The 12396-nt window shown below is 58.5% G+C and carries 6 protein-coding genes; 4 read left to right on the forward strand and 2 right to left on the reverse strand.

Going from position 1 to position 12396, the window contains the following annotated elements:
* Nucleotides 1-108 precede the first annotated feature (108 nt).
* A complete protein-coding gene (gene pbpC, locus DW56_RS14335) occupies nt 109-2415 on the reverse strand; it encodes a peptidoglycan glycosyltransferase PbpC (RefSeq protein ID WP_024555253.1) in 2307 nt (768 codons plus the stop codon).
* 27 nt (nt 2416-2442) lie between these two features.
* Nucleotides 2443-7416 carry an alpha-2-macroglobulin family protein gene (locus DW56_RS14340; RefSeq protein ID WP_024561967.1) on the reverse strand — a complete coding sequence of 1658 codons (4974 nt, stop codon included), beginning with the start codon at nt 7414-7416 and terminating at the stop codon, nt 2443-2445.
* Nucleotides 7417-7737: 321 nt separating this feature from the next.
* On the opposite strand from DW56_RS14340, the gene DW56_RS14345 reads away from it, so the two are divergent.
* From DW56_RS14345 to DW56_RS14360, 4 genes are all read left to right on the forward strand, one after another.
* On the forward strand, nt 7738-9282 hold the full coding sequence (locus DW56_RS14345; RefSeq protein WP_024552631.1) for a PTS transporter subunit EIIC: 1545 nt from the start codon (nt 7738-7740) through the stop codon (nt 9280-9282).
* A 12-nt stretch (nt 9283-9294) separates the two neighbouring features.
* The gene (locus tag DW56_RS14350; RefSeq protein ID WP_024552630.1) at nt 9295-10659 is read left to right on the forward strand and encodes a 6-phospho-alpha-glucosidase; all 1365 of its coding nucleotides are present in this window, start codon (nt 9295-9297) and stop codon (nt 10657-10659) included.
* Nucleotides 10660-10752: 93 nt separating this feature from the next.
* Entirely contained in the window at nt 10753-11601 is an 849-nt protein-coding gene (sseA, locus tag DW56_RS14355) for a 3-mercaptopyruvate sulfurtransferase (protein WP_024552629.1), read from the forward strand.
* On the forward strand, nt 11601-12377 hold the full coding sequence (locus DW56_RS14360; protein ID WP_024552628.1) for a MurR/RpiR family transcriptional regulator: 777 nt from the start codon (nt 11601-11603) through the stop codon (nt 12375-12377). The genes sseA and DW56_RS14360 overlap by 1 nt, the downstream gene beginning before the upstream one ends.
* The last annotated feature ends 19 nt before the right edge of the window (nt 12378-12396 follow it).

Genomic DNA, 12396 nt, shown 5'->3' on the forward strand with positions numbered 1-12396 from the left:
TATAATGAGCAATACCGGCCTTGCCTATGGTTCGGAGTAACATTTTTTTAAAATAATGTTACCTTTAGCAACAGTTCACCCTTAAAGCGCGTTTTTCATCATTTTGTCTTACTGCAAAGTAAAATGCGCCACCGCCGTTTGACCCGCCTCATCCAGCGCCACCAGCTGATATTCGCCATTTTTTTGCGGCGTTAGCGTTACGCTGCTGTTGCTCTCGTCAAGCAGCTCGCCATTTAAAAACCACCAACGCCTCCCCTGCCCGCCCTGGCTGAAAACACGCAGGGAGAGAGTCGTCTGGCCAGGCAAGCGTTTTACTATTGCGCCGTCGCGCACGCCGGAAATAAGCAGCGGCGCCACATCCTCCGCGTGCATAGGCGGGCAAACGGATGACGCTGGCGGCAGACGCGCTGCACGACGCTCCGCCGCCGGAAGCCAGGGTTCAAGAGGCAACGGCCACAGCAGCATGATTTTTTTTACCGCCTCCGGACAGTCTGCCGCCACACGCTCGCCTTTATGATCAAGCCAGACTGGACGCACAATACCCTGATTGCTCTCCTGCCCCTGCGCCAGCAGCGTTGGCGGTTCGCTGTTGTCCAGCAGCCAGGTGGCGAGCCGACGACGGCAGTTTGCATCACCCGGCGGCAATGACTGCCCGCCGGGCCAGCAGACCGTGCCCGACGTGACCGAAGCCGGACGCGGATCGACGGGCTGCGCGATGCGCTGGCTCTGCACGCCCGCCTGCAACAGATTATTTACTTGATTGAGGATGGGCACCGCGCTTGCAAAACCAAACTGCCCCGCAACGGGCGTGCCATCCGGTCGCCCCGTCCAGACGCCAATGACATATTGCGCTGTAACGCCGATAGCCCATGCATCGCGGTAGCCATAGCTGGTGCCGGTTTTCCATGCCAGCGGCACGGTCTGCGGCAACGAACCGTCCGGCAACGGCTGCGCTTCATTTGCGAGAATACGGCGAATAATCCACGCGGCGCCTGGCGACATAAGCGGCCGGTCAAGCAAAGGATCCTGCGCCGTCAGACGTAACTGGCCCGCGCGTCCATGGCGCGCAAAAGCGCTGTAGGCCGCGACCAGCTCATCAAGCCTTGCGCCTGCGCCGCCAAGAATAATTGCAAGATTGGGCTCAGCCGCCGGCGGAAAGCGCAGCTGTAGCCCGGCATTGCGAAGCTTTGCGGTAAAGCGCTTCGGTCCATAAGCTTCCAGTACCTGTACAGCGGGCAGGTTAAGCGAGCGCACCAGCGCTTCACTCATACTCACCGGACCGTTAAAACCGCTGTCGAAATTTCCGGGACGATAATCGCCAAAACGGCGCGGCACATCCTGTAATAAAGAGGCGGGGTGGATGATGCCTTCGTCCATCGCCAGCCCATAAATAAAGGGTTTAAGCACCGACCCGGGGGAGCGCACGGCAGTCACCATATCCACGTGCCCATAACGATTATCATCGTCAATATCCGCCGAACCTACCCAACCGCGCACCTTCATGCTTTGATGGTCTACCACCAGCATCGCCAGCGAACTGCGGGCCGGTAAGCGGCTTTTCAGAGTAAGCGCCAGCGCTTCAAGCTGACGCTGGAGCGAGGCGTCAAGAGTGGAAATGATTTTGAGGCCGGACTCGCGCTGCGCAAGGTGACGGGCAAAGAGCGGCGCCAGTTGCGGCATCTGGCGCGGCGCGAGCCATACCGGTTCTTCCAGCGATTCTTTCACCTGCTTTTCGCTCCAGACATGCTGTGAAGCCATTCTTCGCAGTACTTTATCGCGCGCGGCCTGCGCACGTTGCGGCCAGCGGTCAGGCCGCAGCCTGCTTGGCGCCTGAGGCAGCACTGCCAGCAGCGCCGCTTCGGAATAGCTCAACCGTGCGGGCGATTTTCCCAGATAAGCCCAACTTGCTGCGCCCACGCCCTGTAAAGTGCCGCCAAACGGGGCGCGGTTAAGATAGAGCGTAAGGATTTGCGCTTTCGAAAGATGCCACTCCAGCTGAAAAGCGCGCCATAGCTGGCGAAGCTTGCCGCCAGGCGTACGCGGATGCGGATCCAGCAGTCGCGCCACCTGCATGGTCAGCGTACTGCCGCCGGAAACAACATGGCCTGCCCGCAGGTCTTGCCAGGCAGCGCGCAGCACGGAAAAAGGGTTTACGCCAGGGTGTTTCCAGAACCAGCGATCTTCGTAATTCAGCAATGCTTCCAGATAACGGGGCGACACATCGTTTATTGCAACCGGATAACGCCAGATACCGTTCTCATCGGCGAAGCGCCATAGCGGCACGCCTGCTTCTGTGACCACCACCCGCGCAGGATGAACTTCCCGCAAGGGCAACGGCCAGAGCCTGTCCGCGCTCCATAACGCCAGTATCATCAGACAAGGCAGCGTCGCCAGCCATAACCAGCGACGCTGCATAATACGCCTTTTCACAACCACTCTCTTTTAGGGCGTAACACTGAGGATCTCGCCGCCTGCGCCGTTAGCGCGCCACTGAGGAATATACATTGACTCAACCTGCGGAGCAGGGATCGTGTAGCTGCCAGGCGTAACCGCGCGAGCAAGATAGACCAGCGTAACATGTTCCCCTTCATTGACCGGCAGCGCGGCGACAAAGCGATCGTCGCGGAACTCCATATGCTGAATATCAAGCTGCTGCATGCGGCTAATAAGATTATCCGCTTCACCGCCGCTGTTACTGAGGCTGGCGCTGGCATTGGCCAGGTTCTGGTTCTCCAGTTCAAGCCCGGCGGGGAGCAGATCGACCACCAGCGCGTCCGGCACCGTCTTATCTGCCCAGACATCCAGCCACACCATCACCAGCTCGCCGCTTTTCAGGCTCGACAGCGGTTTCAACTGGCCCTGGGTGTCGAGGAAATGACGCTCAATATGCAGCACGTTGCTCTCAGGCGCTGGCGCTTCCACTGGGTAACCGCTGCTGTCAAGGCGCAGCCAGAGCGGCGCGCCGCCGGTGTTGGTCACCTGAAGCGACGCCAGTTGCTCACCAGTTACCGCTATGGTCTGCGCATTGTCGCCTTGCAGGAACTGCCCTGGAAGCGTCGTTTGCGCTTGCCACGCCGCCGGCTGGCTTTGCAGGTTGCGCCCGGCAAGAAACAGCGCGTTGCTCTCCTGGGTGGAAAGCCAGCGCTGGCTGTAAGCCTCTTCAGAAAGCGTGGTGATAAGCTGATTTTGCGCCTGCGGTTGCAGTTTGTTTTCCTGAAGCAGCGCGAGCTTAAGCGCATCGTCACGAAGCGTGCTGCCATAATCGCCAAGCCAGCCCGCTTTTTCGCTGCGCCCGGTTTGCAACCCTGTCGCTATCGCCTCTTTAGCGCGAGGCGCATCACCCATAAGTTGTAACGCCACGCCAAGCTGCACCAGCGGCAGGCCGGAGCGCGCAGCCGCACGTTGTTCCCACAATTCGCGAAGCGCGCCAAGCGGCGCTTTCTGCTGGCGCGCTAATACCAGCCCGGCATAAGCCTGTACGGCAAATTTGCTGGCAGGGGTATTGTCGCTGTAACGCAGGGCCATCACGCCTGGATCCTGCAAGTAGCGCAGCAGGCGATTATTGGCTTTATTAAGCGCATCCGCAGAGACGCTATAGCCCTGTTCGCCCGCACGCACCAGGAAGTCGGTAACATAAGCGGTCGCCCAGTACTCTTCCGGCCCTTCCCTGTCCCACAACCCAAAACCGCCTTCTTCGCGCTGCATTTCCAGCAGTCGCGCAATGCCGACATCTACCGCAGCCCGACGCTGTTCGTCGCTTTCCCCCTTAATACCCAATGCCTTAAGCTGAGCGGCATTTGTATAAAGAGACGGGAATAAACCGCTGGTAGTCTGTTCAAGACAGCCGTACGGGTAAGCCTTAAGTTCATTGATATAACGCGCCACATTAAGCGGCGCCTGCCCGCTTAGCAGCAATTGTCCTTCAAGCGTGGCGGCATCCAGCCCATTCAAATGACGTGGGGCGGGCGACCAGACTTCGCCTGGCCCCAGGACGGCGCCGCTGTTAATCGTCCGGGCGGCAAACGCCGGCCGCACGCCTACTTTCCAGTTTTTTACCAACGGCGCGAAGCTTTCATTGGGCAGTGTAAGCCCGCTAATCCGGGCGCTAATTTCGCCATCGCCATACCCCTGCCCTGCGCGTACAGGAATAAACAGCGTCTGACGCACATTTGGAGCAAGCTGAAGCTGCTGGGTATTGCTGGTTTCAAGCTGTACCAGGCCGCTGGTGGTAAACTGCGCGGTCAGTTGCTGCGGTTTATCGGTAAGGTTGGTGACATCCAGCGCCAGACGGGAAACGTCTCCTCCTGCCATAAAGCGAGGCGTACTCAGCTCGGCAATCAACGGCGCGGCGACCACCACGTTATCTTCCGCGCTGCCGAAGCGGTCGTCGGTCCAGGCCTGCGCCATGACGCGCAGCTCGCCGTTAAAATCGCCAACGGGCAGCGTGATCGTGCCCTCACCGTTTGCATCAAGCTGCACAGGCTGCGCCTGCTGGGCGATAATGGTAACATGGTTGACCGGCGGCTTGCCGCCGCGGTTAAGCTCATCGCCGTCGCCGCCAAAGCGCAACGCGGCCAGCCGTCCCTGCCCTTCAATAACCTGGCCGTAGATATCGTAAATATCCGCGCCGTAGCGCTTCTGGCCGAAGAAAGCGCGCCATGGATCGGGCGTAACGTAATCGGTAATGCTAAGCACGCCGCTGTCTACCGCGGAAAGCAGCACATTAACCTGCGCAGGCAATTGACCGTTTTTCACGCTCGCTTTCACTTTTACCGTCAGCGGCTGATTCGGGCGCATTTTTTGCGGCGCTTCCAGGCTCAACGCCAGGCGGCGGCTCTCATCGCCAAGCGGCAGATGGAGCAGGCCGACAGCGCGTTTCGGCGTCGCAGAACGGGATTTATCACCAGGGCGAACCACCAGCGCGCTGAGGTAGAGATCGTGGCGCTGCCAGGCTTTATCAACCGGAATGGCGATATCCAGCCCCTTCTCCGGCACGTCTATTTCCTGCCACCACAGCGGGCCGTCGCTGGATTCCACCATCGCGTAGCCTTTGCCTGCGGCAGGGGCCGCGATGTGCAGATTAATAGTGTCGCCTGGCTGATAGGCAGGTTTGCCGATTTTTAGCGTCACGCGGTCCGGCCGGGGCGAGCCCGCGCTGCCTTCGCTATTGTCCTGCCAGCTGTACCCCGCCCAGAAGCGCACGCTGCTGATGGTGTCATCCGGCGCTTTGACTTCCAGACGATAAGAACCCCACTCTACGGGAAAACTGACCTTGCCGGTTTCATCTGCGGCGAGGTTAAGGGTTTGCTCCCCTTCGACGAGGTCTTTCTGGTCGAACTGCGATTGCCAGCCTTCATTTTCCGACCAGTTCCAGTAGTAGTCGCGACGCTCGCGAATCAGCCTTACCTGTAACCCCGACACCGCGTTTTTTACGCCCTGATTATCGGCATAGACAATGTCGAAAGCGGCATTGCCGTCTTCATCCACCATCGGCTGGTTGGTCGTGTCGCCGGTGCGGTAGTCATACACAGCTTTATCGCCGAACTGCGGACGGATACCCGGCATATTTTTAGCGGGCCACACCGCTTGCTCCACGCGGCGGGTCACCGGACGGCCGCCCGACTCCAGCAAACTTGCCTGTAAAATCACGCGTAGCGGCGAGCGGCTTTCGCTCCACTGGCTCGGAACCTCAACCTGGCCGTGCCCTTCGTCATCAAGCGTAAGCTGTACCTCATCCAGACTGCGCGAGAGGTTTTCTTCAGCAATATTGCCGAACTGGAAACCCGGCAGTTGCGCTACCGCATCGCGCAACGGGCGCACAAAAAGCTGTCCCTGCAAGCGGTTGCCGGAAGCGGGCGCGCCATAAAGGTAATGGCCTGCCACGGCGAAATTGACCGTATCGGCGGGCGCGATGGGCGCTTGTTGCGCCGTAATGTTCAACGCCAGCCGTTCCGGCATGAAATCTTCAACCTGAAAGCGCCAGTCGCGCGGCAGGTTGTCGCCGGTGTTGGCGCGGATATGCCAGCCTCCGGTCGGCGAGCGGCCATCAAGCGGCAATGTCAGCTGGTAGAGACCGTTTTTCGGCTCCCCTACCAGCGTGCGCGCTACCTGGCCATCCGGCTTCACCAGCTCGAATTTAACCGGCTGCGCAGGCAACGGCTTGCCGTCACCGTTGCGAAGCAACGCGTTGAGGATCACCGTTTCTCCCGGACGATAAAGATCGCGCGGGCCGAACATGAAAAATTGTTTGCTGTAGCCGGTATCGCCGCCAACCTGAAACTCAGCGAGATCCAGCGCCGGCAGATTGAGATCGAGCAGCGTAGTCTGCTCGCCAAGGCGCGTCAGCACCAGCGCCGCCTCTTTGTGATCCTCAAGCATGGCGTGGCCGTCGCCGTCGGTTTTCGCCTCGCCAAGCGTCTGGCCTTTGTCGTTCAGAAGGCGGACTTCCACGCCGCTCTGCGCTGCGCCGTTTTCAAGGCTCTGCGTAAAAATATCCAGCCGGTTATGGTAACGGTGAAGGGAAAGACCGATATCGCTCAGCGTAAAGAGCGTTGCGGCGTTGCTGTAGTTGTAATGGCCCGCCTGGTTCATAACGGCAAGATAGACGCCCGGTTGCTGCAACGGCTTGATATCCGTTAACGGCAGCAACAGTTTTTCCCGGGTGTTGCGCGCCGGATTGAGGTCGAAACGTCCGGTATAAACCAGGTCCGCCATTTTCAGCAGTTGGTCTGATTCCCAATTGGTAAGGGAGCTGCGGTATTCCCACTGGCTGACGAAAGAAGGCAGCGACTCTGTCTTCACCCGATAAAAGTTCACGTCGACGCTGTTAACGTTGAGCGCCATGACTGGCAACCCCTGCACTACTTTACCCGGCAGCAGCGAGCCGCGACTGGCGAAGCCGACGCCTGGCGCTATATCGCGTGTGGTAATCGTCTTTTCGTACGCGTTGCCGAAAGTGGCTTTATTTAGCGCCCTTAGCCCGCTGTCGATGCTCAGCACCAGTTCGCGGTTCGGCTCTAAATGGCGCAGGCGCAACTCTTTAAGGCTGGAGGAAAGCTCCCATGCGCCATCTACCTTGCCGCTTTTTTTATCCACCAGATGCACGAATTTTGAAAAGTCTTGCTCAGGGTCGAGCGGAACAGAAAAGGCGAGCGCCAGAGCGCTCGCCCCTTCAAGCTGCACTTCTGAAGCATCGGTTAAAGAAAGCGCTTTACCCGCGCTTTGCGCCGCCAGCTTTTGCAGAGACTCAGCGTCCGGCTTCGCAGGCGGCGTGGTGCGCGCCGCTGGCGATGCCGCGGCAGAGCTTTGCTGCGCGTTCGCCGGGCTTAACGCCGCATCATCGTTATTATCGCACCCTGCAAGCGCCAGCGCGGCCAGCCATGCCGCCGTCAGGGCGGCCAGACGTACTCGATTCATTTTTTATCCATGGCCGAAACGGCCACCAATTGGTTTCAGTACGGCAAGTATTATGCGCGACTTTGGCAATTACAAAAGCCACCATTTTTATTTATGGACAATCTCTCGCAAAGTAAATGTAAAGCGATGAAACCCGCAGGTTGCCGACAGGAAAACCCAATCTGTAACCGCGATCACAGCGCGAAACGTAACATGTTACCTTGGCAGTCATTTGTTTTTAAAACAAGAGGATAACTGGATAAGGACGAAAGCGGACTGTACCTTTGATGGCGTACCCTTCGCCATGGCGGTTTAGCCTAAAGATAATAAAGAGAGAGCTAAATGAAACGAGCCGTAAACGCCTTACAAAATTTCGGGAAGTCGCTCTACGGGCCGGTGCTGATTTTGCCTATCGTCGGCCTGTTTATCGCGTTTGGCAATGTGCTCGGCAACGGCAACCTTGCCGACTATTTACCCTTCCTTGGTCATCCCGCCATTCAGAATATCGGCCAGCTAATTGCGAAATCAGCGGTATCGGTGCTGGCAAACCTGGCGCTGGTGTTCGCCGTCGGCATTCCCATCGGCCTTGCGGCGCGCGATAAAGGCTACGCCGCGCTGATTGGCCTCGTCACCTTCGTGGTCTTTATTAACGCCATGAGCGTAACGCTCGCTATGCAGGGCGAACTGGCGCCAGCCGACCAGATGCGGGCAGCGGGCCAGAGCATGGTGCTGGGCGTACAGGTGCTGGAGATGGGCGTTTTCGCTGGCATCCTGACCGGCGCGCTCTCGGGTTATCTCTACAATCGTTATTCTGGCGTGCAGTTTTCCGGCGCGATGGCTATCTACTCCGGGCACTGTTTTGTCGCCATTATTATGCTGCCGGTATCAATGCTGCTTGGCGTGGTGATGAGCGAACTCTGGCCCTTCGCCCAGCACGGCATCAGCGCGATGGCGCTGGCTATCAAAGGCGCCGGGCCGTTTGGCGTGGCGGTTTACGGTTTCCTGGAGCGCATTCTTGTGCCGACAGGTCTGCATCACCTCGTCTATACCCCGTTTTTATATACCGAGCTTGGCGGCACTTCTGAGGTGTGCGGGTCGGTCTACCAGGGCGCGCGTAATATTTACTTCGCCGAAATGGCCTGCCCGAGCGTCACGCAGCTAAGCAGCACGGTAGTGTGGGATGCCCGCGGCATCAGCAAAATGTTCGGCCTGCCCGCCGCCGCGCTCGCCATGTATATGACGGCGAAACCGGAGCGCAAAGCAGCGGCGAAAGCGATTCTTATCCCGGCGGCGCTAACGTCCATGCTGGTGGGCGTGACCGAGCCTATCGAGTTTTCCTTCCTGTTTATCGCTCCGCTGCTGTTTGTGGTGCATGCGGTGCTGACCGGCATTGGCATGATGCTGTTTTACCTGCTCGGCGTTCACGCCATCGGCGCTAACGGCATTATCGATTTCATTCTTTATAACCTGCCGCTTGGCACCACCAAATCGAACTGGCCGATGTACATCCTGGTGGGCCTGATTATGGCGGCGCTTTACTTCGTGATTTTCCGCTTCCTTATCCGCCGCTTCGACATGAAAACGCCCGGTCGCGAGGAAGACGATCAGGAAACGCGTCTTTACAGCAAGCAAGAGTATCAGGCCAAAGGCGCTAACGAGGGCCTGGGCGAGGCGATTGTCGAAGGCTTAGGCGGCCGGGCCAATATCGAAGTGGTGGACAATTGTTATACCCGCCTGCGCGTTACGGTGCGAGACGTCGGCGTTATCAACGAACCCCGGCTCAAAGCTACGGGCGCGAAAGGGGTGATTAAGCAGGGCAATAACGTTCAGGTGGTCTACGGGCTGCATGTGAAAAAGATGCGCGAAGCAGTCGAAATGTTTCTCTGACAGGAGCTTATGATGTTGAAACCTCCCTTTATTTTATCCATCGCCGGCGGCGGCAGTACTTACACGCCAGGCATTGTGAAAAGCCTGATGGTGCGCTTAAGCGACTTTCCGCTTGCCGAGATCCGTCTGTACGACATCGACAGCGCGCGCCAGGAAACTATCGCGCCGGTGGTGGAAAAGGTTATTCGCGACCACAGCCAGCAGATCAAATTCACCGTCACAAATGACCCGGAAGTCGCCTTCAGCGGCGCGCACTTTGTTTTCGCCCAGATGCGCGTGGGCCAGTACAAAATGCGCGAGCAGGATGAAAAAATTCCGCTGCGCCACGGCGTGGTAGGCCAGGAAACCTGTGGTCCTGGCGGCCTGGCCTATGGCCTGCGCACCATTTTGCCGATGGTAGAGCTTATTGATCTTGTTGAGCGGTATGCCGATAAAAAGGCGTGGATTGTTAACTATTCCAACCCGGCGGCAATTGTCGCCGAAGGGGTGCGCCGTCTTCGCCCCAACGCCCGCGTGCTTAACATTTGCGATATGCCGGTGGCGGCGATGCGCAACATGGGCGCCATCCTCGGCGTCGATCGCCATAAGCTGGAGGTAGATTACTTCGGCCTGAACCATTTCGGCTGGTTTACCCGTGTGATGGTGGATGGCGAGGATCGCCTGCCGGAATTGCGTCGTCATATAGCGAAGTTCGGCCTGCTGACCGAAGATGCGGCGCAGACGGACCCGCAGCATTCCGATCCGTCCTGGGTGAAAACCTGGCGCAACATCAAGCCGATTATGGATCATTTCCCTGATTATCTGCCGAACCCGTATTTGCAGTACTACCTGATGCCAAATGAGATAGTCGAACATCAGGACCCGGACTATACGCGCGCCAATGAGGTAATGAACGGCCGCGAGAAAAAACTGTTCGCAGCGGCGCAGGAGTATAAGCGTACTGGCGTGTTGCCGGACGCGTTCCACGTGGGCGTTCACGGCGCGTTTATTGTTGATGTGGCCTGTTCGCTGGCCTTCGACCTGCGCCAGCGCCATCTGGTGATTGTTGAGAACAAAGGCGCTATCGCTAACCTTCCTTATGACGCGATGGTGGAAGTACCCGCTTATATTACCGCCGCCGGGCCAGAGCCGGTGCGCATGGGCGCGGTGCCGCTGTTCCACCAGACGCTGCTGATGCAACAACTGGCCTCTGAGCAACTGCTGGTGGAAGCCACCATTGAAGGCAGTTACGAAAAAGCGCTACAGGCGTTTACACTTAACCGTACTGTTCCCACGATGCAGCACGCCAGAGCGATTCTCGATGAAATGATTGAAGCGAACCGCGACTACTGGCCGACGCTGCAAAAAGCCTGGCGGAACGGGGAGGCGGCGCAATAACTTCGAGCCAGCTCGCGACATGAAAGCGGTGCGCTTGTGGTCCGGCCTGAAAGCGCTGACAATCCGTTTCTCAGCTTTGACACGGAGAAACCCATGTCCACCACTTTCTTTGTTGCGGGCGACTGGCTCGCAGAGCATATCGACGACCCGGAAATTCAGGTTCTGGACGCCCGCATGGCGCCTGCGGGCCAGGAGCATCTGCGTAACATGGCCGAAGAGTACCGCGCGGGGCATATTCCCGGCGCGGTCTTTTTTGATATTGAAGCGCTCTCTGACCACACCACTTCCCTTCCCCATATGATGCCGCGCCCGGAAACCTTCGCCGTGGCGATGCGTGAACTGGGCGTCAGCAGCGATAAACATCTGGTGGTTTACGACGAAGGCAACCTCTTTTCCGCTCCGCGCGCCTGGTGGATGCTGCGCGCGTTTGGCGTGCAGAACGTATCGATTCTGGCAGGCGGGCTGGCGGAGTGGCAGCGCGATGAATATCCGCTCGTCGCAGGCGATGTCAGCCTGCCGGAAGGCGAATTTGAGGTGAAATTCGACGACACGCTGATAAAACGCCTGCCGGAAGTGTTGCTGGCAAGCCATGAGAAAACCGCGCAGTTAGTGGACGCCCGCCCTGCGGCGCGCTTCAACGCTGAGGCGGACGAACCGCGCCCTGGCCTGAAGCGCGGCCACATTCCCGGCGCCTTAAACGTGCCCTGGACCGATCTGGTTATTAAAGGGCAACTCAAAACCACCGATGAATTGCAGGCGGTTTTCCGCCGCCAGGGAGTAGACCTGACGCAGCCCATTATCGCCAGCTGCGGCTCCGGCGTAACGGCGGCGGTCGTGATGCTGGCGCTCGCCACGCTGGGCGTGCAGGAGACGAAACTTTACGACGGCTCCTGGAGCGAATGGGGCGCGCGTAACGATCTGCCCATCGAACCGGCACAATAATGGACAGCCGCCTGGCGCCGCTGTTAACGCGCGGGGAGTCGCTGACCCGCGCCGAGTATCGCGTGCTTTCGCACCTGACCGCCCACCCGCTGCTGGTGGGCAACATTACGGTGCGCGAACTGGCGCAGGCGACTTTTGTCTCGACTGCCACGATTATGCGCCTGTGCCAGAAGCTCGGCTTTAGCGGCTACAGCGAACTTATCTGGCACTGCAAACAGCTGCTTGCCGCCTCGCCGCATATCGCTCGCGAAGCGCCAGGATCGCAAAACGAAGCCGCTCCGGCCATGTTCGAGCGTTTTTTGAGTAACTACCGCCGCACTTTTCAGTGGGTAACGCCGGAAAAAATGGCGCAATTTTCACAGTTGCTGCGCGAGAAGGAACATTTTTTTCTCTACGGCGCCGGGTTTTCCTGGCTCTTTGCTGAATACCTGACCAAAAAATTGCAGGTGCTGGGAAAAACGGCGTTTATTTCCGGTCCCGGCGACAGCCGGAATATCTTTCTCAGCAATGCCTCCCGCTACGAGGTGTTTATTGCGTTTTCCCGCAGCGGCGAGACCGAACAGGTGCTTGATAAAGCGCGTATTGCGCGCAATGTCGGCATGACGGTGGCAGCTTTTACCCGCGCCTCGCCCAACAGCCTTGCGGCGATGGCCGATCTCCATTTCGCGTTATATGACGAAGGGGTGCATTTCGCGGCGCAGGCAGACGCTATTACGTCGTTTGAATCGAACCTGATGCTGCTTATCGATCTGCTCTTGTTGCAGGCGATGGCGTAATGGCGCGGCGAAGTTGCCG

Origin of the sequence: Franconibacter helveticus LMG 23732, assembly GCF_000463115.2 — a bacterium.
Lineage (GTDB): Bacteria > Pseudomonadota > Gammaproteobacteria > Enterobacterales > Enterobacteriaceae > Franconibacter > Franconibacter helveticus.

Coding starts and splice junctions, on each gene's coding strand:
- pbpC (WP_024555253.1), bottom strand. CDS start 2,415: ATGCAGCGTCGCTGGTTATGGCTGGCGACGCTGCCTTGTCTGATGATA.
- DW56_RS14340 (WP_024561967.1), bottom strand. CDS start 7,416: ATGAATCGAGTACGTCTGGCCGCCCTGACGGCGGCATGGCTGGCCGCG.
- DW56_RS14345 (WP_024552631.1), top strand. CDS start 7,738: ATGAAACGAGCCGTAAACGCCTTACAAAATTTCGGGAAGTCGCTCTAC.
- DW56_RS14350 (WP_024552630.1), top strand. CDS start 9,295: ATGTTGAAACCTCCCTTTATTTTATCCATCGCCGGCGGCGGCAGTACT.
- sseA (WP_024552629.1), top strand. CDS start 10,753: ATGTCCACCACTTTCTTTGTTGCGGGCGACTGGCTCGCAGAGCATATC.
- DW56_RS14360 (WP_024552628.1), top strand. CDS start 11,601: ATGGACAGCCGCCTGGCGCCGCTGTTAACGCGCGGGGAGTCGCTGACC.